General features: G+C 52.1%; 24 protein-coding genes and 2 pseudogenes. 12 read left to right on the forward strand and 14 right to left on the reverse strand.

Annotation, left to right across the window (positions count from 1 at the left end):
- The coding region (locus FC814_RS09285) for an IS1 family transposase (RefSeq protein ID WP_320408481.1) at positions 1–82 on the reverse strand (82 nt) is incomplete at its 3' end.
- Between the two features lie 55 nt (positions 83–137).
- Between FC814_RS09285 and wzz(fepE) the strand changes: the two are divergent.
- Positions 138–857, forward strand: a pseudogene (gene wzz(fepE), locus FC814_RS09290) (LPS O-antigen length regulator Wzz(fepE)); the annotation flags it as partial.
- Here the strand turns inward: wzz(fepE) and fepC are convergent.
- Genes fepC through fepD form a run of 3 tightly spaced genes read right to left on the reverse strand, consistent with a single transcriptional unit; the run spans position 854 to position 3,659 of the window.
- Positions 854–1,669, reverse strand: coding sequence for an iron-enterobactin ABC transporter ATP-binding protein (gene fepC / locus FC814_RS09295; protein ID WP_000140639.1), 816 nt, complete (start codon positions 1,667–1,669; stop codon positions 854–856). The pseudogene wzz(fepE) and the gene fepC overlap by 4 nt on opposite strands.
- Positions 1,666–2,658, reverse strand: coding sequence for an iron-enterobactin ABC transporter permease (gene fepG, locus FC814_RS09300; protein ID WP_137325856.1), 993 nt, complete (start codon positions 2,656–2,658; stop codon positions 1,666–1,668). Before fepG ends, fepC begins: the two co-directional genes overlap by 4 nt.
- Entirely contained in the window at positions 2,655–3,659 is a 1,005-nt protein-coding gene (fepD, locus tag FC814_RS09305; protein WP_001295314.1) for a Fe(3+)-siderophore ABC transporter permease, read from the reverse strand. The genes fepG and fepD overlap by 4 nt, the downstream gene beginning before the upstream one ends.
- Positions 3,660–3,769: 110 nt before the next feature.
- Here fepD and entS point away from each other — a divergent pair, with 110 nt between their 5' ends.
- Positions 3,770–5,020 (forward strand): enterobactin transporter EntS, encoded by a 1,251-nt coding sequence (gene entS, locus FC814_RS09310; protein WP_137325857.1) that lies wholly within the window; start codon positions 3,770–3,772, stop codon positions 5,018–5,020.
- A gap of 80 nt (positions 5,021–5,100) precedes the next feature.
- Here entS and fepB read toward each other — a convergent pair whose 3' ends face one another.
- Positions 5,101–6,066 carry a Fe2+-enterobactin ABC transporter substrate-binding protein gene (fepB, locus tag FC814_RS09315; protein ID WP_137325858.1) on the reverse strand — a complete coding sequence of 322 codons (966 nt, stop codon included), beginning with the start codon at positions 6,064–6,066 and terminating at the stop codon, positions 5,101–5,103.
- Positions 6,067–6,440: 374 nt separating this feature from the next.
- Here fepB and entC point away from each other — a divergent pair, with 374 nt between their 5' ends.
- The 7 genes from entC (at position 6,441) to FC814_RS09350 (ending at position 13,911) form a co-directional block, all read left to right on the forward strand.
- On the forward strand, positions 6,441–7,616 hold the full coding sequence (gene entC, locus FC814_RS09320; RefSeq protein WP_010346610.1) for an isochorismate synthase EntC: 1,176 nt from the start codon (positions 6,441–6,443) through the stop codon (positions 7,614–7,616).
- A gap of 9 nt (positions 7,617–7,625) precedes the next feature.
- Positions 7,626–9,236: a (2,3-dihydroxybenzoyl)adenylate synthase EntE gene (entE, locus tag FC814_RS09325; protein ID WP_137325859.1), complete on the forward strand. Its 1,611-nt coding sequence runs from the start codon at positions 7,626–7,628 to the stop codon at positions 9,234–9,236.
- 13 nt (positions 9,237–9,249) lie between these two features.
- Entirely contained in the window at positions 9,250–10,107 is an 858-nt protein-coding gene (gene entB / locus FC814_RS09330) for an enterobactin biosynthesis bifunctional isochorismatase/aryl carrier protein EntB (RefSeq protein WP_137325860.1), read from the forward strand.
- Positions 10,107–10,853 carry a 2,3-dihydro-2,3-dihydroxybenzoate dehydrogenase EntA gene (gene entA / locus FC814_RS09335; RefSeq protein ID WP_000347668.1) on the forward strand — a complete coding sequence of 249 codons (747 nt, stop codon included), beginning with the start codon at positions 10,107–10,109 and terminating at the stop codon, positions 10,851–10,853. The genes entB and entA overlap by 1 nt, the downstream gene beginning before the upstream one ends.
- A 2-nt stretch (positions 10,854–10,855) precedes the next feature.
- Positions 10,856–11,269 (forward strand): proofreading thioesterase EntH, encoded by a 414-nt coding sequence (entH, locus tag FC814_RS09340; RefSeq protein ID WP_000637953.1) that lies wholly within the window; start codon positions 10,856–10,858, stop codon positions 11,267–11,269.
- Positions 11,270–11,449: 180 nt separating this feature from the next.
- The gene (cstA, locus tag FC814_RS09345; protein ID WP_001043146.1) at positions 11,450–13,555 is read left to right on the forward strand and encodes a pyruvate/proton symporter CstA; all 2,106 of its coding nucleotides are present in this window, start codon (positions 11,450–11,452) and stop codon (positions 13,553–13,555) included.
- 158 nt (positions 13,556–13,713) lie between these two features.
- The gene (locus tag FC814_RS09350; RefSeq protein WP_000460431.1) at positions 13,714–13,911 is read left to right on the forward strand and encodes a YbdD/YjiX family protein; all 198 of its coding nucleotides are present in this window, start codon (positions 13,714–13,716) and stop codon (positions 13,909–13,911) included.
- A gap of 9 nt (positions 13,912–13,920) precedes the next feature.
- On the opposite strand, the gene hcxA is transcribed toward FC814_RS09350, so the two are convergent.
- Positions 13,921–15,009 carry a hydroxycarboxylate dehydrogenase HcxA gene (hcxA, locus tag FC814_RS09355; protein ID WP_137325861.1) on the reverse strand — a complete coding sequence of 363 codons (1,089 nt, stop codon included), beginning with the start codon at positions 15,007–15,009 and terminating at the stop codon, positions 13,921–13,923.
- Between the two features lie 108 nt (positions 15,010–15,117).
- Here hcxA and ybdL point away from each other — a divergent pair, with 108 nt between their 5' ends.
- Positions 15,118–16,278 carry a methionine-oxo-acid transaminase gene (ybdL, locus tag FC814_RS09360; protein ID WP_137325862.1) on the forward strand — a complete coding sequence of 387 codons (1,161 nt, stop codon included), beginning with the start codon at positions 15,118–15,120 and terminating at the stop codon, positions 16,276–16,278.
- Here ybdL and FC814_RS09365 read toward each other — a convergent pair whose 3' ends face one another.
- The 4 genes and pseudogenes from FC814_RS09365 to dsbG all read right to left on the reverse strand — a co-directional run bounded on the left by FC814_RS09365 (position 16,279) and on the right by dsbG (position 20,102).
- The gene (locus FC814_RS09365) at positions 16,279–16,908 is read right to left on the reverse strand and encodes a ParB/RepB/Spo0J family partition protein (protein ID WP_000528559.1); all 630 of its coding nucleotides are present in this window, start codon (positions 16,906–16,908) and stop codon (positions 16,279–16,281) included.
- The gene (locus tag FC814_RS09370) at positions 16,881–18,101 is read right to left on the reverse strand and encodes a phosphoadenosine phosphosulfate reductase (RefSeq protein WP_085460506.1); all 1,221 of its coding nucleotides are present in this window, start codon (positions 18,099–18,101) and stop codon (positions 16,881–16,883) included. Before FC814_RS09370 ends, FC814_RS09365 begins: the two co-directional genes overlap by 28 nt.
- 140 nt (positions 18,102–18,241) lie before the next feature.
- Positions 18,242–19,147: pseudogene (locus FC814_RS09375) on the reverse strand (LysR family transcriptional regulator).
- A gap of 208 nt (positions 19,148–19,355) precedes the next feature.
- The gene (gene dsbG, locus FC814_RS09380) at positions 19,356–20,102 is read right to left on the reverse strand and encodes a thiol:disulfide interchange protein DsbG (RefSeq protein ID WP_000913735.1); all 747 of its coding nucleotides are present in this window, start codon (positions 20,100–20,102) and stop codon (positions 19,356–19,358) included.
- A 373-nt stretch (positions 20,103–20,475) separates the two neighbouring features.
- On the opposite strand from dsbG, the gene ahpC reads away from it, so the two are divergent.
- Both ahpC and ahpF read left to right on the forward strand, forming a co-directional pair.
- The gene (gene ahpC / locus FC814_RS09385; RefSeq protein ID WP_000052796.1) at positions 20,476–21,039 is read left to right on the forward strand and encodes an alkyl hydroperoxide reductase subunit C; all 564 of its coding nucleotides are present in this window, start codon (positions 20,476–20,478) and stop codon (positions 21,037–21,039) included.
- A gap of 244 nt (positions 21,040–21,283) precedes the next feature.
- On the forward strand, positions 21,284–22,849 hold the full coding sequence (ahpF, locus tag FC814_RS09390) for an alkyl hydroperoxide reductase subunit F (protein WP_032224910.1): 1,566 nt from the start codon (positions 21,284–21,286) through the stop codon (positions 22,847–22,849).
- Between the two features lie 119 nt (positions 22,850–22,968).
- Here the strand turns inward: ahpF and uspG are convergent, their stop codons facing one another.
- The 4 genes from uspG to rna all read right to left on the reverse strand — a co-directional run bounded on the left by uspG (position 22,969) and on the right by rna (position 25,199).
- Positions 22,969–23,397: a universal stress protein UspG gene (gene uspG, locus FC814_RS09395; protein WP_010346594.1), complete on the reverse strand. Its 429-nt coding sequence runs from the start codon at positions 23,395–23,397 to the stop codon at positions 22,969–22,971.
- Between the two features lie 123 nt (positions 23,398–23,520).
- Positions 23,521–23,610, reverse strand: a complete 90-nt coding sequence (gene yldA, locus FC814_RS23465) for a small membrane protein YldA (RefSeq protein ID WP_016159109.1) — start codon at positions 23,608–23,610, stop codon at positions 23,521–23,523.
- A 142-nt stretch (positions 23,611–23,752) separates the two neighbouring features.
- A complete protein-coding gene (gene rnk / locus FC814_RS09400; RefSeq protein WP_000089725.1) occupies positions 23,753–24,163 on the reverse strand; it encodes a nucleoside diphosphate kinase regulator in 411 nt (136 codons plus the stop codon).
- Between the two features lie 229 nt (positions 24,164–24,392).
- Positions 24,393–25,199 carry a ribonuclease I gene (gene rna / locus FC814_RS09405; protein WP_010346591.1) on the reverse strand — a complete coding sequence of 269 codons (807 nt, stop codon included), beginning with the start codon at positions 25,197–25,199 and terminating at the stop codon, positions 24,393–24,395.
- Between the last annotated feature and the right edge of the window lie 15 nt (positions 25,200–25,214).

The following is a 25,214-nucleotide window of genomic DNA, read 5'->3' on the forward strand; positions in this document are numbered from 1 at the left end:
GATGTCCGGCGGTGCTTTTGCCGTTACGCACCACCCCGTCAGTAGCTGAACAGGAGGGACAGCTGATAGAAACAGAAACCACTGGAGCACCTCAAAAACACCATCATACACTAAATCAGTAAGTTGGCAGCATCACCCTGGATTTGCATCGCGCTATTGTCGCATTGAGCGAAAAAATGAAAGTGGTTGATGATAACGCCAGTAAGAAAAAAGATGAGTCCGCGTTGTATACTTCCTGGACATTAAGTTTCACCGCACCCACCAGTGAAGAAGCGCAGACAGTATTGGCAGGGTATATCGATTATATCTCTGCTATCGTGGTGAAAGAGTCGATTGAAAATGTGCGTAATAAACTGGAAATCAGAACCCAGTTTGAAAAAGAAAAACTGGCTCAGGATCGTATTAAAACGAAAAACCAACTTGATGCAAATATTCAGCGCCTCAATTATTCACTGGATATTGCCAATGCGGCAGGAATTAAAAAGCCTGTTTACAGTAATGGTCAGGCCGTTAAAGACGACCCTGATTTTTCTATTTCTCTCGGCGCAGACGGTATTGAACGCAAACTTGAAATTGAAAAAGCGGTCACCGATGTTGCGGAACTGAATGGTGAGTTACGTAATCGTCAATATCTTGTCAATCAGTTAACAAAAGCAAATGTCAACGATGTAAATTTTACGCCGTTTAAATATCAGTTGCGTCCGACTTTGCCGGTGAAAAAAGACGGTCCGGGCAAAGCAATTATCGTGATCCTTTCCGCGTTGATCGGCGGTATAGTTGCTTGTGGCAGTGTGCTCTTGCATCATGCAATGGCATCCAGAAAACAGGATGCCATGATGGAAGATCGGTTAGTTTAAATCACGGCGGTTGACGGTGCCGTTCGTCCGAGCGGCACCACTAACGGTGTTCCTGCTACCGGATCATCAATAATCATGCAGCGCAAACCGTAAATACGCTCGATCAGTTCAGCAGTGACAATCTCTTTCGGCGCTCCCTGAGCGACAATTTTTCCTTCCCGCAGCGCAATCAAATGGCTGGCGTAGCGACAGGCCTGATTAAGATCGTGCAGCACCGCCGCCAGCGTATAGCCTTTCTCGCGGTTCAGTTCGCTCAATAATTCCAGTAGATCAATCTGATGACTGATATCCAGCCAGGTGGTCGGCTCGTCGAGCAGCATAATTGCCGTTTCCTGTGCCAGCACCATGGCAATCCACGCTCGCTGCCGTTGCCCACCGGAAAGGGTGTCCACGCTTTGATTCGCCAGATGAGTAATGCCCGTGGCCTGCATCGCTTTCATTACCGCTTCTTCATCTTCTTTGCGCCAGCGGGTAAACAGCGGTTGATGCGGGTAACGCCCACGCGCCACCAGCTCCTGCACGGTGATATCGCCCGGCGTGGTGGCATTTTGCGCCAGCAAGCCAATCCGGCGTGCGACCTCTTTACTGGCGTAATGTTGAATGTGCTCGCCATCCAGCCAGACATGCCCGTGAGCAGGCGTCATCAGGCGGCTTAAGGTACGCAGTAACGTGGATTTACCGCAGCCATTTGGCCCGATAATTGCCGTGAAGTGACCGTCAGGAATTTCTACAGTAAGATTTTCCGCGACGGTATATTTGCCATATCCCAGGGTTAACTGTTCGCCGCGCAAACGGGCTACTGATTCGGTCATTTTTTGCGAGACTCCTGAATTAACAAGACGATAAGGTAAATACCGCCGAGACTGACGGTAACGACGCCAACCGGAAGTTGATACGGCATAAACAGTTGCTGAGCGCAGAGATCGGCCGCCAGCAGTAACAACGCCCCGCACAGCGCCGCCTGAGTTAGCCCCCAGCGAGCAGTGCCGCTAATGCGTCGGGCAATGTGCGGTGCAACCAGCGCGATAAAGGAAATTGGCCCCGCCAGGGCAGTGGCAGCTGCGGTAAGTATTACGGCGACCAGCATCATTAACAGACGCGAGCGTTCGACGCTGACGCCCAGTGCGCAGGCGGTGTCATCGCCCATCTCCAGCAAACGCATCCGCCTTACCAGCAAGGCGGCGGCAATGAGCATCAATATAATAATGGGTGCGGAGGGCGAGGTTTTTGCCCACGTCAGGCCATTGAGCGATCCGGCATTCCACAACCCCGCTGTTAGCGCCGTTTCTAAAGACGCTTTCAGCAGCAGCCAGGTATTAAAGGCCACCAGCATGGCGCGAACGCCGATGCCGATAATAATCAATCGAAAGGTGTCGATGCCGTTACGCCAGGCAAGCAGCCAGACCAGTAGAGAAGTGGCAATGCCGCCCGCTATTGCTGCCAGCGCGATAGCTGTCAGATCCTGACCAAACAGTACCATCGCCACCAGTACGCCGCTCCACGCCCCGGTGTTAAAGCCCATCACATCCGGACTGCCGAGCGGGTTACGCATCAGCGACTGAAAAATCGCGCCGCTGACGCCCAGCGCCGCACCAATCAATAGCGCCATCAGCACGCGCGGTAAACGCCATTCGGTGACCACCATCGTCATACTGCGTGGGGCGTCACCCATCAGCGCGGCGAATACCTGCGACGTTTCCAGCATGACGGCACCGCTACGTAATCCCCAGATACCTGCAACTACACAGGCGGAAACCAGCAGCAAACAGGTGATGATTAATCGGCGAGAGACGTAAATCATGCGCCACCTCGCGTTTTACGTCGGACAAGAAAGATCAACACTGGTGCGCCAATAAAGGCGCTGACTACAGAAACGCGCAGCTCGCCGGGCACAATCACACGCCCGATGATATCGGCAAACAGCAGCAGGGCAGGGGTAGCAAGTAGCGTGACGGGGAGTGACCAGCGATGATCGGCACCCACCAGCCAGCGCGCCATGTGCGGCATCATCAGGCCAATAAAGGCAATCGGGCCAACTACCGCTGTCGCACTACCACAAAGCACGGTAATCGCCAGCAGACCAATTAACTGTGTGCGCGCCACGCGACTGCCCAGCGCCGTCGCGGTGTCGCTGCCGAGGCTTAAACTGTTCAGTGCGCGGCTCAGTAATAGCGCGGTTGCTCCGGCGATCAGCACCGGGATCAGCACCACTTTTAAGGTATGTAGATTGCGAATATCCAGCGAACCGGCTTGCCAGAAACGCAGTTGATCGTAGACGTCAGGATTAAGCAGGGCGATGCCGCTGGTCAGCCCTTCCAGCACCGCCGCCAGCGCCACGCCCGCCAGGGTTAAACGCACCGGACTTAACTGCCCGCCGCCCTGGCTGCCGGTAAAGGCAACAATCAACGAGGCCACCAGCGCCCCGGCGAAGGCCATCGCCAGTTGTTCCTGTGCGGAAGAGTAACCAAACAGCGCCGCACCCAGCACAATGGCAAAGCTGGCTCCGGCGTTCACGCCAAGCAAGCCGGGGTCGGCAAGTGGATTTCGGGTGAGGGTTTGCATCAACGCCCCGGCAAGGCCAAGCGCGCCGCCTGCAAGTAAACCGGCAAGGGTGCGCGGCAGTCGCGCGTCGAGCACGATGGTGCAGTCGGCGCTCTGACAGGTGCCGGAGAGGGCCTCCAGCACTACGGAAGCGGGGAGTGATTTTGCCCCAATGAGCAGGCTTAATGCCGTCGCGATAATCAGTAATAACAGCAATCCGGGCACGGCAATGGCGCGTGTCACGGCAACAGAACCAGACATACGAACTTCCATGATAATGAAATTAATTATCGTTATCGATCTTATTTGGATATGTTAGCATGTGCAGCCTAAGAATAGGTATTTAAAATATTTGATGGCAAGGCATTGTAATGAATAAACAATCCTGGCTGCTTAACCTCAGCCTGTTGAAAACGCACCCGGCGTTTCGCGCAGTATTCCTCGCTCGTTTTATCTCAATTGTGTCTCTGGGTTTGCTCGGCGTCGCGGTGCCGGTGCAGATCCAGATGATGACGCATTCTACCTGGCAGGTGGGGCTTTCGGTGACGCTCACCGGCAGCGCGATGTTTGTTGGCCTGATGGTTGGCGGCGTGCTGGCGGATCGCTATGAGCGCAAAAAAGTGATTTTGCTGGCGCGCGGCACCTGTGGCATTGGCTTCATTGGACTGTGCCTGAACGCGCTGCTGCCGGAGCCGTCATTGCTGGCAATCTATTTACTTGGTTTATGGGATGGTTTTTTCGCATCGCTTGGCGTTACGGCGCTACTGGCGGCGACACCTGCACTGGTAGGGCGTGAAAACTTAATGCAGGCCGGGGCGATCACCATGTTGACCGTGCGCCTGGGTTCGGTGATTTCGCCCATGATTGGCGGTTTATTGCTGGCGATCGGTGGCGTGGCCTGGAACTACGGGCTGGCGGCGGCGGGAACGTTTATTACCCTGCTGCCGTTGTTAAGCCTTCCGGCGCTGCCACCGCCACCGCAGCCGCGTGAGCATCCGCTGAAATCGCTTCTGGCAGCGATTCGTTTTCTGCTCGCCAGCCCGCTGGTGGGGGGAATTGCGCTGCTGGGGGGGTTATTGACGATGGCGAGTGCGGTGCGGGTACTGTATCCGGCGCTGGCTGACAACTGGCAGATGTCGGCGGCACAGATTGGTTTTCTCTATGCGGCGATCCCGCTCGGTGCGGCTATTGGCGCGTTAACCAGCGGGAAGCTGGCACATAGCGCGCGACCAGGGTTATTGATGCTGCTCTCCACGCTGGGATCGTTCCTCGCCATTGGTCTGTTTGGCCTGATGCCGATGTGGATTTTAGGCGTGGTTTGTCTGGCGCTGTTCGGCTGGCTGAGCGCGGTTAGTTCGTTGCTGCAATATACAATGCTGCAAACGCAAACCCCGGAAGCGATGTTAGGGCGGATTAACGGTTTGTGGACGGCGCAAAACGTGACGGGAGATGCCATAGGCGCGGCGCTGCTGGGCGGTTTGGGAGCGATGATGACACCGGTTGCTTCCGCAAGCGCGAGCGGTTTTGGTTTGTTGATTATCGGCGTGTTGTTGTTGCTGGTGCTGGTGGAGTTGCGACGTTTTCGCCAGACGCCGTCGCAGGTGACAGCGTCCGACAGTTAGCTAAAGGTGCATTTTCCCCTCACCCTAACCCTCTCCCCAAAGGGGCGAGGGGACTGTTAGTGCTCTAATTGTATGTTTTATCAATCTTTTTTAAACAGTGAATTAAGTCTGTCCAGCACTTGCATGGCGCTGTAGTAATCCAGGCGGAACGTCTCGGTTCCCAGCGCATAAACCTGCTTGTTTTGTACTGCGGGCAGGTGCCCGAGCAGCGGATTAGCATAAATAGCATCGGCATCTTTCTGATCACCGGCAAACAGGAATAGTGATTCGCCATTTAACCCTGCAGCCAGATTTTCCCCACCAAGCTGAATGATGTCATGGCGTTTGCCCTGGCTTTGGCTGGCGTTTAAGCCTGCGGGCAACTTCGCCAGCGTAAAGCCGAGTTGTTCCAGCATTTGCCCTTGTGCTGATTCCGGCGTCCAGAGATTGGCACTGTGTGCAGCGGCAGTATAGACAATGGCAGTGACCGGCTGCGGCGGTAATTTGATTTGCTCTTTCGCCGCCGCTAGTTGCTTATCAAACTGCGCAATCCGCTCTGTCGCTTGTTTCTCATGTCCGGTAATTTCGCCAAGCTGCGTTAACAGCGACTGCCAGCTTTTGTCGTCGTAATTGATGATTAATGTCGGGGCGATGGTGGAAAGCTGATCGTACAGCGCCAGCGCCGAATCACCGCCGGTTGCGCTAATTAAAATCAGATCCGGCATTTGCGCGGCAACGGCTTCGGCGCTCGGTTCGCCGATATAGAGCCGTTGCAGTTTGCGTTCTTTCGCCACCTTGCTCCACTGGCGTAAAAAGCCCTGGTCATCCGCTACGCGGTTATTTGGCGTGGTCGCGCCGCTGGCGATCACCGGAGCATCAATCGCCAGCAGTGAGCCGGTCAAGGTGACGCTGGTGGAAACAATACGCTGCGGCTGGCTTTCCAGGGTATGAGTGCCACGGCTGTCAGTAATCTGACGCGGCCAGTCGGCGGCCTGAACGGCGGCTATTCCTGAAAGCAAAATTCCTGTTAATAGAAGGGCGTTGCGGTAGAGCGGGGCGAGTCTCACAAATCAGCTTCCTGTTATTAATAAGGTTAAGGGCGTAATGACAAATTCGACAAAGCGCACAATCCTTCCCCTCGCCCCTTTGGGGAGAGGGTTAGGGTGAGGGGAACAGCCAGCACTGGTGCGAACACTGACCCTCACCCCAGCCCTCTCCCTGGAAGGGAGAGGGGGCAGAACGGCGCAGGACATCACATTGCGCTTATGCGAATCCATCAATAATGCTTCTCATTTTCATTGTAACCACAACCAGATGCAACCCTGAGTTGCAGATTGCGTTGCCTCAAGAGTTGACATAGTGCGCGTTTGCTTTTAGGTTAGCGACCGAAAATATAAATGATAATCATTATTAAAGCCTTTATCATTTTATGGAGGATGATATGGATACGTCACTGGCTGAGGAAGTACAGCAGACCATGGCAACACTTGCGCCCAATCGCTTTTTCTTTATGTCGCCGTACCGCAGTTTTACGACGTCAGGATGTTTCGCCCGCTTCGATGAACCTGCTGTGAACGGGGATTCGCCCGACAGTCCCTTCCAGCAAAAACTCGCCGCGCTGTTTGCTGATGCCAAAGCGCAGGGCATCAAAAATCCGGTGATGGTCGGGGCGATTCCCTTCGATCCACGTCAGCCTTCGTCGCTGTATATTCCCGAATCCTGGCAGCCATTCTCCCGTAAAGAAAAACAAGCTTCCGCGCGCCGTTTCACCCGCAGCCAGGCGCTGAACGTGGTAGAACGTCAGGCAATTCCGGAGCAAGCTACTTTTGAACAGATGGTCGCCCGCGCCGCTGCACTCACTGCCACGCCGCAGGTCGACAAAGTGGTGTTATCACGGTTGATTGATATCACCACCGACGCCGCCATTGACAGCGGTGTACTACTGGAACGGTTGATCGCGCAAAACCCGGTTAGTTACAACTTCCATGTCCCGCTGTCCGATGGTGGAGTTCTGCTCGGTGCCAGCCCGGAACTGCTGCTGCGCAAAGACGGCGAGCGTTTTAGCTCCATTCCGTTAGCCGGTTCCGCACGCCGTCAGCCGGATGAAGTGCTGGACAGGGAAGCGGGAAATCGACTGCTGGCGTCGGAAAAAGACCGCCATGAACATGAACTGGTGACTCAGGCGATGAAAGAGGTACTGCGCGAACGCAGTAGTGAGTTACACGTTCCTTCCTCTCCACAACTGATCACCACGCCGACGCTGTGGCATCTCGCAACACCCTTTGAAGGTAAAGCTAATTCGCAAGAAAACGCACTGACTCTGGCCTGTCTGCTGCATCCGACCCCCGCGCTGAGCGGTTTCCCGCATCAGGCCGCGACCCAGGTTATTGCTGAACTGGAGCCGTTCGACCGCGAACTGTTTGGCGGCATTGTCGGCTGGTGCGACAGCGAAGGTAACGGCGAGTGGGTGGTGACCATCCGCTGCGCAAAATTGCGGAAAAATCAGGTGCGTCTGTTTGCCGGAGCGGGGATTGTGCCTGCGTCGTCACCGTTGGGTGAGTGGCGCGAAACAGGCGTCAAACTTTCTACCATGTTGAACGTTTTTGGATTGCATTAAGGAGCGAGGATGAGCATTCCATTCACCCGCTGGCCGGAAGAGTTTGCCCGTCGCTATCGGGAAAAAGGCTACTGGCAGGATTTGCCGCTGACCGACATTCTGACTCGCCACGCTGCGAGTGACAGCATCGCGGTTATCGACGGCGAGCGGCAGTTGAGTTATCGGGAGCTGAATCAGGCGGCGGATAACCTCGCGTGTAGTTTACGCCGTCAGGGCATTAAACCTGGTGAAACCGCGCTGGTACAATTGGGTAACGTCGCTGAACTTTACATTACCTTTTTCGCACTGCTGAAACTGGGCGTTGCGCCGGTGCTGGCGCTGTTCAGCCATCAGCGTAGTGAACTGAACGCCTATGCCAGCCAGATTGAACCGGTGTTACTGATTGCCGATCGCCAACATGCGCTGTTTAGCGGGGATGATTTCCTCAATACTTTCGTCACAGAACATTCCTCCATTCGCGTGGTGCAACTGCTGAACGATAGCGGCGAGCACAATTTGCAGGATGCGTTTAACCATCAGGCAGAGGATTTTACTGCCACGCCGTCACCCGCTGATGAAGTGGCCTATTTCCAGCTTTCTGGCGGCACCACCGGCACGCCGAAACTGATCCCGCGTACCCATAACGACTATTACTACAGCGTGCGTCGTAGCGTCGAGATTTGTCAGTTCACGCAACAGACGCGCTACCTGTGCGCGATTCCGGCGGCGCACAACTACGCCATGAGTTCACCAGGATCGCTGGGCGTATTTCTTGCGGGCGGCACCGTCGTTCTGGCGGCCGATCCCAGTGCCACGCTCTGCTTCCCATTGATTGCAAAACATCAGGTCAACGTTACTGCGCTGGTGCCGCCGGCGGTAAGCCTGTGGTTACAGGCGTTGGCTGAAGGCGAAAGCCGAGCGCAGCTTGCTTCGCTGAAACTGTTACAGGTCGGTGGCGCACGTCTTTCTGCCACGCTGGCGGCGCGTATTCCCGCAGAGATTGGCTGCCAGTTGCAGCAGGTGTTCGGCATGGCGGAAGGGCTGGTGAACTACACCCGTCTTGATGATAGTGCGGAGAAAATTATCCATACCCAGGGCTACCCAATGTGTCCGGACGATGAAGTGTGGGTTGCCGATGCTGAAGGAAATCCACTGCCGCAAGGGGAAGTCGGACGCCTGATGACGCGCGGTCCGTACACCTTCCGTGGCTATTACAAAAGCCCGCAGCACAATGCCAGCGCCTTTGATGCCAACGGTTTTTACTGTTCCGGCGATCTGATCTCCATTGATCCAGAGGGTTACATCACCGTGCAGGGGCGCGAGAAAGATCAGATCAACCGTGGTGGCGAGAAGATTGCTGCCGAAGAGATCGAAAACCTGCTGCTGCGCCATCCGGCGGTGATCTACGCCGCACTGGTGAGCATGGAAGACGAACTGATGGGCGAAAAAAGCTGCGCTTATCTGGTGGTAAAAGAGCCGCTGCGCGCGGTGCAGGTGCGTCGCTTCCTGCGTGAGCAGGGCATCGCCGAATTTAAATTACCGGATCGCGTGGAGTGTGTGGATTCACTTCCGCTGACGGCGGTCGGGAAAGTCGATAAAAAACAATTACGTCAGTGGCTGGCGTCACGCGCTTCAGCCTGAAGGAGAGAACACGATGGCTATTCCAAAATTACAGGCTTACGCACTGCCGGAGTCTCACGATATTCCGCAAAATAAAGTCGACTGGGCATTTGAACCGCAACGCGCCGCGCTGTTAATTCATGATATGCAGGACTATTTCGTCAGCTTCTGGGGCGAGAACTGTCCGATGATGGAACAGGTGATCGCGAACATTGCGGCGCTGCGTGACTACTGCAAACAGCACAATATTCCGGTTTATTACACCGCCCAGCCGAAAGAGCAGAACGATGAAGATCGGGCGCTGTTGAATGATATGTGGGGACCGGGCCTGACCCGTTCGCCGGAACAGCAAAAGGTGGTGGATCGCCTGACGCCGGATGCCGACGATACAGTGCTGGTGAAGTGGCGCTACAGCGCGTTTCATCGTTCCCCGCTGGAGCAAATGCTGAAAGAAAGTGGACGTAACCAGCTGATTATTACCGGGGTATATGCCCACATTGGCTGTATGACCACCGCGACCGACGCATTTATGCGTGATATCAAGCCGTTTATGGTGGCGGATGCGCTGGCCGATTTCAGCCGTGACGAGCATTTGATGTCGCTGAAATATGTGGCCGGACGTTCTGGCCGGGTGGTGATGACTGAAGAGTTACTACCAGCACCGATTCCTTCCAGTAAAGCGGCGCTGCGCGAGGTGATCCTGCCGTTGCTGGACGAGTCCGATGAACCGTTCGATGATGACAACCTGATCGACTACGGTTTGGATTCGGTGCGCATGATGGCGCTGGCGGCGCGCTGGCGCAAAGTACATGGCGATATCGATTTTGTCATGCTGGCGAAAAACCCAACCATTGATGCCTGGTGGAAACTGCTCTCCCGCGAGGTGAAATAATGGATTTCAGCGGCAAAAATGTCTGGGTAACCGGTGCGGGGAAAGGTATCGGTTACGCCACGGCGCTGGCATTTGTTGAAGCGGGTGCGAAGGTCACGGGCTTTGATCGGGTGTTCACTCAGGAGCAATATCCCTTTGCGACCGAAGTGATGGATGTAGCCGACGCCGGGCAGGTGGCGCAAGTGTGTCAGCGGCTGTTAGCGGAAACGGAACGACTGGACGTGCTGGTCAATGCAGCGGGAATTTTACGCATGGGCGCGACCGATCAGCTCAGCAAAGAAGACTGGCAGCAGACCTTTGCGGTCAACGTTGGCGGTGCGTTTAACCTGTTTCAGCAAACCATGAACCAGTTTCGCCGTCAGCGGGGCGGGGCGATTGTTACGGTAGCGTCCGACGCTGCACACACGCCGCGTATTGGTATGAGTGCTTATGGTGCGTCGAAAGCGGCGCTGAAAAGCCTGGCCTTGAGCGTCGGGCTGGAACTGGCGGGTAGTGGCGTGCGCTGTAATGTGGTTTCCCCTGGTTCCACCGATACCGATATGCAACGCACGCTGTGGGTGAGCGATGACGCCGAAGAACAGCGTATTCGTGGCTTTGGCGAGCAGTTTAAGCTCGGCATTCCGCTGGGGAAAATCGCCCGTCCACAAGAGATCGCCAACACGATTTTGTTCCTCGCCTCTGACCTCGCCAGCCATATCACGCTACAGGATATCGTGGTGGATGGCGGCTCAACGCTGGGAGCATAAGCATGATCTGGAAACGCCATTTAACGCTCGACGAACTCAACGCCACCAGCGACAACACAATGGTGGCGCATCTGGGAATTGTTTATACCCGTCTGGGCGATGATGTGCTGGAAGCCGAAATGCCGGTTGATACCCGTACTCATCAGCCGTTTGGCCTGCTGCATGGCGGCGCGTCGGCGGCGCTGGCGGAAACGCTGGGATCGATGGCCGGATTTATGATGACCCGCGACGGACAGTGTGTGGTGGGCACGGAACTTAACGCCACCCATCATCGCCCGGTGTCTGAAGGCAAGGTACGCGGCGTCTGCCAGCCGTTGCATCTTGGGCGGCAAAATCAGAGTTGGGAAATCGTCGTTTTCGATGAACAGGGGCGGCGTTGCTGCACTTGTCGGCTGGGCACGGCGGTTTTGGGATGAACCCGACAGAATTAAATGAGATTGCAGGAAAACTCGGTTAACGGAGTGATCGAGTTAACATTGTTAAGTTAAATATTGGTTTCAACTCCGATTTGCATAGTTACTGTGTTGTTAAATTGCACAAAGATGTTATAGAAACAAAATGTAACATCTCTATGGACACGCACACGGATAACAACTATGAACAAATCAGGGAAATACCTCGTCTGGACAGTGCTCTCTGTAATGGGAGCATTTGCTCTGGGATACATTGCTTTAAATCGTGGGGAACAGATCAACGCGCTGTGGATTGTGGTGGCGTCGGTCTGTATCTATCTGATCGCTTATCGTTTTTATGGTCTGTATATCGCCAAAAATGTGCTGGCGGTTGACCCGACGCGTATGACGCCAGCGGTGCGCCATAACGACGGACTGGATTATGTGCCGACGGACAAGAAAGTGCTGTTCGGTCACCATTTTGCGGCCATTGCCGGAGCTGGTCCGTTGGTGGGGCCGGTGCTGGCAGCGCAAATGGGCTACCTGCCGGGGATGATCTGGCTGCTTGCCGGGGTGGTTCTCGCCGGTGCGGTACAGGATTTCATGGTGCTGTTTGTTTCCACGCGCCGTGACGGTCGCTCGCTGGGTGAGCTGGTCAAAGAAGAGATGGGGCCAACCGCCGGGGTGATTGCGCTGGTTGCCTGCTTTATGATCATGGTCATCATCCTTGCAGTGCTGGCGATGATCGTGGTGAAAGCCCTGACCCATAGCCCGTGGGGAACGTATACCGTTGCGTTCACCATTCCGCTGGCGCTGTTTATGGGGATCTACCTGCGTTATCTGCGTCCGGGGCGTATTGGCGAAGTGTCGGTGATTGGCCTGGTGTTCCTGATTTTCGCCATTATCTCTGGAGGTTGGGTGGCAGAAAGCCCAACCTGGGCACCGTACTTTGATTTTACCGGCGTGCAGTTGACCTGGATGCTGGTGGGTTACGGTTTTGTGGCGGCGGTGCTGCCGGTGTGGCTGCTGCTGGCCCCGCGTGACTATCTCTCTACCTTCCTGAAAATCGGGACTATCGTCGGTCTGGCGGTAGGTATTTTGATTATGCGCCCGACGCTGACCATGCCTGCGCTGACCAAATTTGTCGATGGCACTGGCCCGGTATGGACCGGTAACCTGTTCCCGTTCCTGTTTATCACCATCGCTTGTGGCGCGGTGTCTGGCTTCCATGCGCTGATCTCTTCTGGCACCACGCCGAAGATGCTGGCGAACGAAGGGCAGGCGTGCTTTATCGGCTACGGTGGGATGTTAATGGAATCCTTCGTGGCGATTATGGCGTTGGTTTCTGCCTGTATCATCGATCCGGGCGTGTACTTCGCTATGAACAGCCCGATGGCGGTGCTGGCTCCGGCAGGGACGGCGGATGTGGTCGCTTCTGCGGCGCAGGTGGTGAGTAGCTGGGGCTTTGCGATAACTCCGGATACGTTAAACCAGATTGCCAGCGAAGTGGGTGAACAGTCGATCATTTCCCGTGCGGGCGGTGCGCCGACGCTGGCGGTGGGGATGGCCTACATTCTGCACGGTGCGCTGGGCGGCATGATGGATGTGGCCTTCTGGTATCACTTCGCCATTCTGTTTGAAGCACTGTTTATTTTGACGGCGGTAGATGCGGGTACGCGTGCTGCGCGCTTTATGTTGCAGGATTTGCTGGGCGTGGTGTCTCCGGGTCTGAAACGGACGGATTCTCTGCCTGCTAACTTGCTGGCAACGGCGCTGTGTGTGCTGGCGTGGGGCTACTTCCTGCATCAGGGCGTGGTCGATCCGCTGGGCGGTATTAACACCCTGTGGCCGCTGTTTGGTATTGCCAACCAGATGCTGGCAGGGATGGCGCTGATGCTCTGTGCCGTAGTGCTGTTCAAGATGAAACGTCAACGTTACGCCTGGGTGGCGCTGGTGCCAACAGCCTGGCTGCTGATTTGTACCCTGACCGCAGGCTGGCAGAAAGCGTTCAGCCCGGATGCGAAAGTGGGCTTCCTGGCCATTGCCAATAAGTTCCAGGCAATGATCGACAGCGGCAACATTCCGTCGCAGTATACCGAGTCACAACTGGCGCAACTGGTGTTTAACAACCGTCTGGATGCCGGGTTGACCATCTTCTTTATGGTGGTTGTGGTGGTTCTGGCGCTGTTCTCGATTAAAACGGCGCTGGCGGCATTGAAAGAGCCGAAGCCAACGGCGAAAGAAACGCCGTATGAGCCAATGCCGGAAAATGTCGAGGAGATCGTGGCGCAGGCGAAAGGCGCGCACTAAAGTCAGAGTGTGGGGGGATGTTGGCGAATGTTGGCATAGTGCCGAGGGTTCCCCCTCACCCTAACCCTAACCCTCTCCCCGGTGGGGCGAGGGGACTGACCGAGTGCGTTGATAGCTATTAATGCACTCTCTCAGCAATCTGATTACCGGAGGTATTGATGTTTGATTCACTGGCAAAAGCCGGAAAATATTTAGGTCAGGCGGCGAAGCTGATGATTGGTATGCCTGATTACGACAACTATGTCGAACATATGCGGGTTAACCATCCCGATCAAACGCCGATGACCTACGAAGAGTTTTTCCGTGAGCGGCAGGACGCGCGCTACGGTGGAAAAGGCGGCGCGCGCTGCTGCTAAATTTGTACGTCAGGCTTTAAACGATTCCACTTTTTCGAACGCTGCACGCAACGTATCTGGTGTCAGCGTAACAGGCAGGTAATGAATGGATTCCACCGGACGTAAGGTGTGGGCAATCACTTTGTCGATCTCCGCCTGATTATTGATATCCACTTCCAGCTCCGCCAGCGTAGTCGGCAGATGAAAACGGTGATACGCCTCGGTTAATTGCGCCAGCACATCATCTTGTCCCAGCAAGGCGCTTTGCACCAGAATGCCGTAGGCGACTTTGGTGCCGTGGAGAAACTTCTCGGTTTGCGGTAGGACAGTCAGACCGTTATGTACGGCATGAGCCGCCGCTACACGCGTAAAACGATCGCCCAGACCTCCCACCATTCCGCCCCCGGCGATAATGGCATCAACCACATCGCAAAATGATTGCGTTAACTGCTGATTTTGCTGATCGAGCAGCGCCTGTTCGCTACTGCTTAATAAAACATCGCGGATGGCCTGCGCATTATTGATCCCCAGACGCACGGTTAGCGGCAAGGTTTCTGGTTGTGGAGCCAGCACCACCGCTTCATACCATTTCGCCAGCGTGTCACCGATCCCCGCCAGCAGATATTCTTGCGGCGCATTGAGGATAATCTCTGGCTCCACCAGCACCATAAAATTGGCGTCGTCGAAAATCTCATAATGCAGCGCCTGTCCGGCATCGTTATACCAGACGGAGAGCGGTGTCCAGGCGGCGCAGGTAGCGGCGATCGTTGGAACGGCAACAAACGGCAGACCGAGACGGCGAGCGAGGGCTTTCGCGGTGTCGAGCAGTGCGCCACCACCGACGCCAATCACCACGCTGCGATCGTCACCGGACTCAGCCGCCAGTTGATGTACATCGCTTTCGCTGCAATGACCGCGAAACAAAATATGCTTTGCTCCTGGCAGTTCAAACGCTGGTGGAAGTTTGGTTTGCGCCGCAGCAATGGCGCGTTCGCCGTAGATCCACACCGCGCGAGAAAGCTGTTCATCAGTGAAAAAGTCGTGCAGGTGATTGAAACTTCCTGGATGTGAAAAGTAGTTAGCCGGGCCGACGACGACGCGGATAGGATTGTGAGGCATGTTGTGTTGTCCTTATTGTTTTATTTAGACATCTAAACGTCTTGATTGCCAAATACTAGCATCGTGTTATAGTGCCTTCAACACGCAACTTCGTCAGGCACAATAAAAATGACAAATAACCCTCTGATTCCACAAAGCAAACTTCCACAACTTGGCACTACCATTTTCACCCAGATGAGCGCGCTGGCGCAGCAACACCAGGCGATTAACCTGTCGCAAGGCTTTCCTGATTTTGATGGTCCGCGCTATTTACAGGAGCGGCTGGCGTACCACGTTGCCCAGGGGGCAAACCAATACGCGCCAATGACCGGCGTACAGGCATTGCGCGAGGCGATAGCTGAGAAAACAGCACGGCTGTATGGCTATCACCCGGATGCCGACAGCGATATCACCGTAACAGCAGGGGCGACGGAGGCGTTATACGCGGCGATTACCGCGCTGGTACGTAGTGGCGATGAAGTTATCTGTTTCGACCCCAGTTATGACAGTTATGCGCCTGCCATTACGCTATCAGGTGGGATCGTGAAACGCATTGCGCTACAGCCGCCGCATTTTCGCGTTGACTGGCAGGAATTTGCCGCATTGTTAAGCGAGCGCACCCGGCTGGTGATCCTCAACACGCCGCATAATCCCAGCGCGACCGTTTGGCAGCAGGCTGATTTTGCGGCCTTGTGGCAGGCAATTGCCGATCGCGAGATTTTTGTCATTAGTGATGAAGTTTACGAGCACATCAACTTTTCACAGCAGGGCCATGCCAGCGTACTGGCGCATCCACAGTTGCGTGAGCGAGCAGTAGCGGTGTCTTCGTTTGGCAAGACCTATCATATGACCGGCTGGAAAGTGGGGTATTGCGTTGCGCCAGCGCCCATCAGCGGCGAGATACGTAAGGTGCATCAGTATCTGACCTTTTCGGTCAACACCCCCGCACAACTGGCGCTTGCCGATATGCTGCGGGAAAATCCTGAACATTATCTTGCATTACCGGACTTTTATCGCCAGAAGCGCGATATTCTGGTGAACGCGTTAAGCGAGAGTCGGCTGGAGATTTTACCGTGTGAAGGCACATACTTTTTGCTGGTGGATTACAGCGCCGTGTCTACGCTGGATGATGTTGAGTTTTGCCAGTGGCTGACGCGGGAGCATGGCGTGGCGGCGATCCCGCTGTCGGTGTTTTGCGCCGATCCCTTCCCGCATAAACTGATTCGTCTCTGCTTTGCCAAGAAGGAATCGACGCTGCTGGCGGCGGCTGAACGCCTGCGCCAGCTTTAGCTATTTAACCGTCCAGGCGCGGGAATATTGACGGTCGGCAAACAGTTCTTGCAGGCCGTTAATTTGCTTGAGGCGCAATACTTCGTCGCTATCCATACCCAGCTCTTTACTGATTTTATTATCGTCCCAACCTAACTGGCTGAGTTCTCGAACAATTTCTGACATTGCCGTGACCTGGTGGCGACCACGCGCCCGGTTGTGGCGAATAGTTGCAGCGATACGTTCGTTACGTGTTCCTTCCAGACAGGTGACCGGTAAATACCCTTTTAATCGCAATTTTAACGTGTTAGAGCCTTTACCAATTTCATGACGGTGAAAACCATCAACAATTTCAAGTGTGCTGGCTCGTGTATTGGTCACCACAATTGGCTGGGTAAAACCATCGATCTCAATTGATTTTTGTAGTAATCGTTTCTCTGGCGGCGCGACGTTATTCGGATTGTAATCATTGGGAGTGAGTTGGGTGTTCTTAACCCACAAAACACAATCGACCGGTTCGTCGCGAAATGGACTCACTTGATGGATCGCCGTTCTGATCTCATTGATCGCCTTAATGCGATCTTCTTCTGCCAGACTGGCGAGAAATTGAGTTAAATCCTGCGTTAATCGCTGCTGCATAGTATTCCCCATTCCTGACGTTTTCCTTTAATCCGTTCGTTATAACGTTGATAATTTTTGGCTTTTGTGGGGCTGAATGATAATGCCCGACACCAATAATCATTGTTGAGCAATACCTTGCAGATACGTCGCCAGGAAGGGACGTCTTTTGAACCAATATCTCCATGCTGCGTCTGAGGGATCTCGATGCCTTTTTTTTGATACCAGTGCAAATAAACAGCAATTTTATTGCGATAATGTTCAGCCGTTTTTTCCGGCATACTGTTAAGCAATAATAAGGCATATTCCTGCCAGTCTAGATGGTCGGGCTTAAGGATCTTCCTGTGACCATAAAATTGATTGTCATGACCTGCGTAAATTCCACCGCTTTTTATGCCACTGACCCGGGCGCACATTGCGGCCCATCGGTCAGGTTCAAGAACATGATATAGCCACAAACCTTGCCGTTGTTCTGGGCCAAAAGGTTCGCAGATTCGCATAAGACGCAGAGGGACGCCAGCCTGGTACATCAGGTTATACAAAGGGTTAGATAGAGACTGGTGTTTAGCATACCAGGTCCAGATATCGGCCACCTTCCAGTCATAAATGGGATAAATATACCAACAATGGCCACCTGGTGCGGCGGTGGTCCACGGTTTATCGTCAGCAAAACGTTGTTTATTTAAGCTGGCAATGGCGACGAAACGATTATAAGACTCGTCGGCACGGATACCGACCATCATTGCGGCTGGGCGATGTTGTGAAAACCATTCGGCAAATTCACGCACGAAATGTTCAAAGCTCATGCCAGATTGATAAAACGAGAAAAATGCGGGATCGGTTATCGCATCTTCTGGCGGTTGACGAACCCATTCAATATCAGGCTGCCAGCACTGCCATTCGGGTTGATATTGGGATAATGAATTTTGCGTTGTTAGCGGTAGTGCCACCCAATAAAACTCTTCGATAACATCGGCATACTGCTCACGTAGCGATTGAACATAGTCAATCGTACAAGAAAACTGAGCTTCCCAGTCGATAAACAGGACGTGTATTTTTTTTCCCATTTTTCTGGCCAGATCTGCGGTCAAATGGAGCATTAAGCCAGAATCTTTACCACCAGAAAAAGAGACGCATACGCGAGGCAGAGTATTAAGTGTCCAGGTGATACGGTCTTGTGCTGCTTCCAGGATATTGAGAGGTAGCGGAATTTTATAAATGGACATCTGAAGACGCTCTCTTAACGTGACCGTGAGAAAAGTGCGATAGTTTCCTGATTATAATATTAATAAATTAAAATGAGGTATCTTATTTTATATTCATATAATAAATCTTTCTGGCGGATATTATCCATACTGGCAGATGTTTAACAAAAGTTATCATTCAAGCGGTCAATAAAACGAGAGAAGCTCAGGTTGTTTAATGATGATTTATTATAGGAAATATAAAGAGTATTAGAAGGTAGATTTTGTTCTAGTTTTATTTGTTTTAATTGAAGGTTTTTTTGATAGTTACGATATAATTCGAAGGGGACAATACCCAGTAAATCGGTTACTGCAATAGTATTGACAATAGTAAACAGTGACGAGCTACGAAATGCTATTTTTCGGTTTGCCAGAATCGCTTCTATTTCCATCTAAAAATCTTCAAGGCCAGGTGCTTTTGATGCCAGGGAGGTGAACTCTTCATCAAGAATTTCTTCGCGGCTACTGTTTTCCGTTATTCTCGGATGGGTTGCGCTACAGATAAGCGTGTTTCGTATCGACTGAAAAGGCATGCAGATCACCGAGCGACTGATGACAGGCATTAATGTGATGACCAGATCTGCTTTGCGATAAGTCAATAAATCTTCGGCGCTTTCTGCTGACATCATAATGTCATGATGTTCAATTTCTACGGCTGTATCTTGTCGTAGACATCCGATCAAAAAGCTACTGTTAGTTGAAGAGATGAGTTGCGGGCCACAAATAATAAATTTTTTCTTCAGTTCTGCTTTATTGACAATGTTGATAGTTTGTTCAAGGTTTTTAAGATTCTTCTCAAGGTGATGATGCAAATTTAACCCTGTTGTTGTTGGTGCAATACCTTTCCCGGAGCGAATAAACAAGGGGTCATTAAATTGTGCGCGTAGACGTTGTAAAGATTGGCTTACCGCAGAAGGTGTTATATATAACGATTCTGCGGCCTTGCTAATGCTAAGATGCTGATATATGCATTCAAAAATGACAAGCAAGTTTAAATCAAATTTTTTTAAGTCGTAAAGATTAGCCATGATGCACTCCATTCATATGCTTGCTCTCATAATATTCATCAAGTCAATGATATGGCTTTATGTATTTTTATATATTATGTTGTTTTACTTAATTTACGATTAAGTTTTTCTAAAATAGCATAGTTGGTATGAGTGGGGTGAACAATACTTGCGATTTTATGGATAACTGAAAAAGAGTGATCTATTCCAATTATCCATAAAATGTATGCTATTTATTTCCCATAATAATATTTAAGGTCTTTTGATCAGGTAATCCGACAGCCTGCTGTAATGTGTTCTCTGGACTCATGTAATAAATCGCAGGTGTGACATTTGCACCCAATTCGTCCATCAACGCCTCATTGGCACTTAGAATCTTCATCTGCTCCGGGCTCACGCTCCCGGAGAGGTTCAGCTTTAACTTGCCGCCTGATGCTTCATACTCTTGCCACGTTTTTGCCGGATCCTTAGACGCAAGGATTGCCGCCGCAGTGGCTGGGCTTTCGGGTTTTATCACGCCAACCAGTAGGGTACGAATTTGTACTTTACCGGCATCAACCCAGGGGCGCGCTTGTTGCCAGAATTGTTTGCAATATGGGCAGAAAGGATCGGCAAAAACATAAACCACGACGGGTGCATCTTTTTTACCGTCAAGTAACCAGCTTGATTGTTCCATGCGCTGCCACATTTCGCGTCCGGCAGGTGCGTAAATCTCTTTTTCAATAAGGGCGTTACTGAGGTTTTCTCCCTTTTCGTTGTACATATAGCCAGAGATGGCATGTTTGCCGTCAGGCGTAAGGTAGATAGTGACTCCCATGTCCTGATATTTCCCCAGATAACCTTTCATGCCACCCGGTGCATCGAACGATCTAATAATCGTAATCCCCTGTTTTTCAATCGCTTTAACGGGCGCAGGAAGCTCTTCGGCGTAAGCTAATCCTGGGAGTAGGGTTAAAAAAATTATCTTTTTTAACATTGCTTTGTCCTTTTCGTTCAGTGCAAATACACAATAAAAGGCTTAACCTATCACTGTCATAGTTAAGACCTTATGTCAGATGATTGCCCTTTGTTTATGAGGGTGTTGTAATCCCTCTCGTCATTGCGATCATCATTGCAACACCGCAGCCTGTTGAACAGGCGCTGAAGATACCAAAGGGTAGTTCAGGTTATGCGGTCACCTGGAAAGGGGACCCTTTTTACTTTTTATCGCCGCTGGCGGTGCAAAGTTCACAAAGTTGTCTTACGAAGGTTGTAAGGTAAAACTTATCGATTTGATAATGGAAACGCATTAGCCGAATCGGCAAAAATTGGTTACCTTACATCACATCGAAAACACGGAGGAAGTATAGATGTCCTTGATTAACACCAAAATTAAACCTTTTAAAAACCAGGCATTCAAAAACGGCGAATTCATTGAAATCACCGAAAAAGATACCGAAGGCCGCTGGAGCGTCTTCTTCTTCTACCCGGCTGACTTTACTTTCGTATGCCCGACCGAACTGGGCGACGTTGCTGACCACTACGAAGAACTGCAGAAACTGGGCGTAGACGTATACGCAGTATCTACCGATACTCACTTCACCCACAAAGCATGGCACAGCAGCTCTGAAACCATCGCTAAAATCAAATATGCGATGATCGGCGACCCGACTGGCGCCCTGACCCGTAACTTCGACAACATGCGTGAAGACGAAGGTCTGGCTGACCGTGCTACCTTCGTTGTTGACCCGCAGGGTATCATCCAGGCTATCGAAGTTACCGCTGAAGGCATTGGCCGTGACGCGTCTGACCTGCTGCGTAAAATCAAAGCAGCACAGTACGTGGCTTCTCACCCAGGTGAAGTTTGCCCGGCTAAATGGAAAGAAGGTGAAGCAACTCTGGCTCCGTCCCTGGACCTGGTTGGTAAAATCTAAATTTCCTTCGTCTTTCACGCCATAGCGGCGTTGGCGTCGCCCGCTCACCCCGGTCACTTACTTGTGTAAGCTTCCGGGGATTCACAGGCTAGCCGCCTTGCTCTGGCGTGAAATACTTCGGAAATTCACCTAATTCTTCGGGTGCTGCGGCACCCGATTTTCTTCTCTACACCATGATGCAAGCTGCATCCAGGTAGCCGATGAGGCCGCTTGCATGATGATGTTTAAAGCCCAGGAGATAAACATGCTCGACACAAATATGAAAACTCAACTCAAGGCTTACCTTGAGAAATTGACAAAGCCTGTTGAGTTAATTGCCACGCTGGATGACAGCGCAAAATCGGCAGAAATCAAGGAACTGTTGGCTGAAATCGCTGAACTGTCAGACAAAGTCACCTTTAAAGAAGATAACAGCTTGCCGGTGCGTAAGCCGTCATTTCTGATCACTAATCCAGGTTCCAACCAGGGGCCGCGCTTTGCAGGTTCCCCGCTGGGTCACGAGTTTACCTCGCTGGTACTGGCGCTGTTGTGGACCGGCGGTCATCCGTCGAAAGAAGCACAATCTTTGCTGGAGCAGATTCGCCATATCGACGGTGATTTTGAATTTGAAACTTATTATTCGCTCTCCTGCCATAATTGCCCGGACGTGGTGCAGGCGCTGAACCTGATGAGCGTACTGAACCCGCGCATTAAGCACACGGCGATTGATGGCGGTACGTTCCAGAACGAAATTACCGATCGCAACGTGATGGGCGTTCCGGCTGTGTTCGTGAATGGTAAAGAGTTTGGTCAGGGTCGTATGACTATTTCCGAAATCGTTGCCAAAATCGATACGGGTGCGGAAAAACGTGCGGCAGAAGAACTGAACAAACGTGATGCTTATGACGTATTAATCGTCGGTTCCGGCCCGGCAGGTGCAGCGGCGGCCATTTATTCCGCACGTAAAGGCATTCGTACCGGTCTGATGGGCGAACGTTTTGGCGGTCAGATCCTCGATACCGTCGATATCGAAAACTACATCTCCGTACCGAAAACCGAAGGCCAGAAACTGGCTGGTGCGCTGAAAGTTCACGTTGATGAATACGATGTTGATGTAATCGACAGCCAGAGCGCGAGCAAACTGATTCCTGCGGCGGTTGAAGGCGGTCTGCATCAGATTGAAACGGCCTCCGGTGCGGTGCTGAAAGCACGCAGCATTATCGTGGCGACCGGCGCGAAATGGCGCAACATGAATGTACCAGGTGAAGATCAGTATCGCACTAAGGGCGTAACCTACTGCCCGCACTGCGATGGCCCGCTGTTTAAAGGCAAACGTGTGGCGGTGATTGGCGGCGGTAACTCCGGTGTGGAAGCGGCAATCGACCTGGCAGGTATTGTTGAACACGTAACCCTGCTTGAGTTTGCTCCGGAAATGAAGGCAGACCAGGTATTGCAGGACAAACTGCGCAGCCTGAAAAACGTCGATATCATTCTGAACGCGCAAACCACTGAAGTAAAAGGCGACGGCAGCAAAGTGACCGGCCTTGAATATCGCGACCGTGTTAGCGGCGATATTCACAACATCGAACTGGCCGGTATTTTCGTCCAGATCGGTCTGCTGCCGAACACTAACTGGCTGGAAGGCGCAGTAGAACGTAACCGCATGGGTGAAATCATCATCGATGCGAAATGCGAAACCAACGTTAAAGGTGTGTTTGCTGCTGGTGACTGTACGACTGTTCCGTACAAGCAGATCATCATCGCCACTGGCGAAGGTGCCAAAGCCTCTCTGAGCGCCTTTGACTACCTGATTCGCACCAAAACTGCATAAGAAGAAGTAAGATTCACCTGCTATTGTTTAGCCGCCGGGGTCAAATCTGGCGGCTTTTTTTCGTTATAAAAAACCTGCCGGGATTGCTCCGGGCAGGGCATCATAAATACGTTAATCTGTTAACGAACGACTAATACAGGCAGGTTGGTGTGGCGGATCACACTGGAAGCATTAGATCCTAACAGATGAGTTGAAATTGATGGATTACGTGAACCGATAACCACGACATCTGCATTCAGTTCTTTGGCTAACTCGTTCACCTCATCTCGCACGCTACCAAAACGTACATGAGTTTTGATACGGGAGGGATCAATATTGAAATGACCAACCATTGTCTGCAGGCGTTCTTCCGCCTCATGTTGCAAATGCTCTTCGAAACGACGCACATCGGCAGCAAAACGGTGCAGACTAAGGCTTGCGGCGCCAGGTAATACATGGAGTAAATGAATTACACCATCATCCTGGGCGAGAAATTCAGCATGACGAACGGCTTTGTCGCTTAATTCCATTTCAAATACGTCTACCGGCATAATGATTGTTTTGTACATAAGCATTCTCTCCTTGCTGTTGCATGAATACATAACATCACATTATTGATTGCAGTTCTGTGATTTGCGACGTTGATTTTATATCTATTAAGTATTGATTGGTAAAATATATTCACATAAACACTACCAGTGTTGCTCAAGGTATAGCACCGCGACAACAAGTATTGCCGCGATGAAAATATAAAATACTGTAATACCAAGAGCTTCACTCATAATGGAGTCCGCAGGTTGATAACCAGTTCAGATTAGAACGTAGCGGGGAAGAGCAAAATGATAAGTCTGGTTGATATTTGAACAGAAAGAGGATGCGGATGCATCCTCTGGGCAAAGCGAGTAAACGCTTGTGCAGATGGGATTAAAGCAGGTAGTCGCCAGCGGCTTCAGGCTGGTATTCGAGTTCCAGCACTTCAAGGTGGGTTGCGGTGCCGCCCGGAAGTTCCCAGTGAATGGTATCGCCAACGCGAAGTCCCAGCAGTGCGGCACCCACCGGAGCCATCACGGAAAGCTGAGTATTGCTGTCGGTCATTTTGGCCGGATACACCAGTGTGCGTACACGCACTTCGCCATCGCTAAGATTGCGGAATTTTACCCGGCTGTTCATCGTCACCACGTCGTGTGGCATCTCTTCTGGCCGACACATTTGGGCGCGATCCAACTCTGCGTTTAACGCGTCGGCGATTGGCAAACCGGCATAGGCGGGTTGCTCCAGCAGAATATCGATGCGTTCGGCATCCAGGTCGTTAATGATGATAGTTGGTCTGGACATTTTTACTCCATGTCGTCGGTACTGCGAGTGTCGCAGATAAACATACCCAAAAGAAAACCCTCACCGTCAGGCGGCGAGGGTTTAACTCATATGATGATACTGACTGTTGCTCACTCTTTGAAGTGATATACGTCACATTCAGGTAATTCCTCAATGCAGCGCATTATGTATATATATTAATCATCATGTTTTACGTAAAACGCGCGACGACGTTTTACAGATCAGATGATTAATAACCCACTTTATCAATCACAAAGGCTTTGCCACAGTTGCCAGGGTGTGGTTGTGGTAAGAATGAGTTTGCTGAGAGCGGTGCGTTGATGGCGTCAGCTTTTATCGAAATCTGGATTTCAGTCAAATACGCCGGGTTACCCTGGCACGTTAACTTGACCGCTTTGACGTTCTCTTTCCCCCAGCTTTTGGCAAAGGCCGCGTCAAAGTCACTGCGGCTTACGGTTTTACCGTAGTTATCCGCAAGGAATTTTCCGGCTGTGCTCTCTTTAATTTCTTGATTCAGACGCACCATCGTGCCGAAATAAGCGTCCGGGTCAAAACCAAAACAGGCACCATGTTTCGCATATTCGTAACGTTCCAGACAGGAGCGTCCGCCAGCCCCTGGCATAACTTCACTCAGTTTAGCTGCGGTTTCCAGCGATAACCCGGTTTCCGGTGATGAACACATCCGGCTGGCGCGAGCTTCCGGCAAGTTCGGGATTGGACGAGTGGCGCATCCGAAGCGCATCCAGCGGCGTTCATCAACGCCACGCGCTGCGACTGATTTTGGCAACCCCGGCCACAGGCCATGTACGGTCAGAAAATCAGCTTTGTTGGTCGTTTCGGTTTGCAGGCGACATTCATCTCGTTCGTTACGATTTCGATCGTGTTGACTCTGGCAAAATCCTGTTTGCCAGGAGAGAGCCAGGACATAGCGGTCAAAATCGCCATACTGTTTTGCCTGCAACGCAGCGGCGTTGACAGAAGATAAGGAGAGCAGAGAAGCCGTCAGTAAAGCGGCGTTACGCCAGAATGCTTTCATAATGGGTGTGAAACT

Origin of the sequence: Escherichia sp. MR (assembly GCF_005280595.1) — a bacterium.
GTDB lineage: Bacteria > Pseudomonadota > Gammaproteobacteria > Enterobacterales > Enterobacteriaceae > Escherichia > Escherichia ruysiae.

Excerpts from the sequence above, each read along its gene's own strand:
- fepC (WP_000140639.1), bottom strand. The coding sequence starts at position 1,669 with ATGACCGAATCAGTAGCCCGTTTGCGCGGCGAACAGTTAACCCTGGGA.
- fepG (WP_137325856.1), bottom strand. The coding sequence starts at position 2,658 with ATGATTTACGTCTCTCGCCGATTAATCATCACCTGTTTGCTGCTGGTT.
- fepD (WP_001295314.1), bottom strand. The coding sequence starts at position 3,659 with ATGTCTGGTTCTGTTGCCGTGACACGCGCCATTGCCGTGCCCGGATTG.
- entS (WP_137325857.1), top strand. The coding sequence starts at position 3,770 with ATGAATAAACAATCCTGGCTGCTTAACCTCAGCCTGTTGAAAACGCAC.
- entC (WP_010346610.1), top strand. The coding sequence starts at position 6,441 with ATGGATACGTCACTGGCTGAGGAAGTACAGCAGACCATGGCAACACTT.
- entE (WP_137325859.1), top strand. The coding sequence starts at position 7,626 with ATGAGCATTCCATTCACCCGCTGGCCGGAAGAGTTTGCCCGTCGCTAT.
- entB (WP_137325860.1), top strand. The coding sequence starts at position 9,250 with ATGGCTATTCCAAAATTACAGGCTTACGCACTGCCGGAGTCTCACGAT.
- entA (WP_000347668.1), top strand. The coding sequence starts at position 10,107 with ATGGATTTCAGCGGCAAAAATGTCTGGGTAACCGGTGCGGGGAAAGGT.
- entH (WP_000637953.1), top strand. The coding sequence starts at position 10,856 with ATGATCTGGAAACGCCATTTAACGCTCGACGAACTCAACGCCACCAGC.
- cstA (WP_001043146.1), top strand. The coding sequence starts at position 11,450 with ATGAACAAATCAGGGAAATACCTCGTCTGGACAGTGCTCTCTGTAATG.
- FC814_RS09350 (WP_000460431.1), top strand. The coding sequence starts at position 13,714 with ATGTTTGATTCACTGGCAAAAGCCGGAAAATATTTAGGTCAGGCGGCG.
- hcxA (WP_137325861.1), bottom strand. The coding sequence starts at position 15,009 with ATGCCTCACAATCCTATCCGCGTCGTCGTCGGCCCGGCTAACTACTTT.
- ybdL (WP_137325862.1), top strand. The coding sequence starts at position 15,118 with ATGACAAATAACCCTCTGATTCCACAAAGCAAACTTCCACAACTTGGC.
- FC814_RS09365 (WP_000528559.1), bottom strand. The coding sequence starts at position 16,908 with ATGGGGAATACTATGCAGCAGCGATTAACGCAGGATTTAACTCAATTT.
- FC814_RS09370 (WP_085460506.1), bottom strand. The coding sequence starts at position 18,101 with ATGTCCATTTATAAAATTCCGCTACCTCTCAATATCCTGGAAGCAGCA.
- dsbG (WP_000913735.1), bottom strand. The coding sequence starts at position 20,102 with ATGTTAAAAAAGATAATTTTTTTAACCCTACTCCCAGGATTAGCTTAC.
- ahpC (WP_000052796.1), top strand. The coding sequence starts at position 20,476 with ATGTCCTTGATTAACACCAAAATTAAACCTTTTAAAAACCAGGCATTC.
- ahpF (WP_032224910.1), top strand. The coding sequence starts at position 21,284 with ATGCTCGACACAAATATGAAAACTCAACTCAAGGCTTACCTTGAGAAA.
- uspG (WP_010346594.1), bottom strand. The coding sequence starts at position 23,397 with ATGTACAAAACAATCATTATGCCGGTAGACGTATTTGAAATGGAATTA.
- yldA (WP_016159109.1), bottom strand. The coding sequence starts at position 23,610 with ATGAGTGAAGCTCTTGGTATTACAGTATTTTATATTTTCATCGCGGCA.
- rnk (WP_000089725.1), bottom strand. The coding sequence starts at position 24,163 with ATGTCCAGACCAACTATCATCATTAACGACCTGGATGCCGAACGCATC.
- rna (WP_010346591.1), bottom strand. The coding sequence starts at position 25,199 with ATGAAAGCATTCTGGCGTAACGCCGCTTTACTGACGGCTTCTCTGCTC.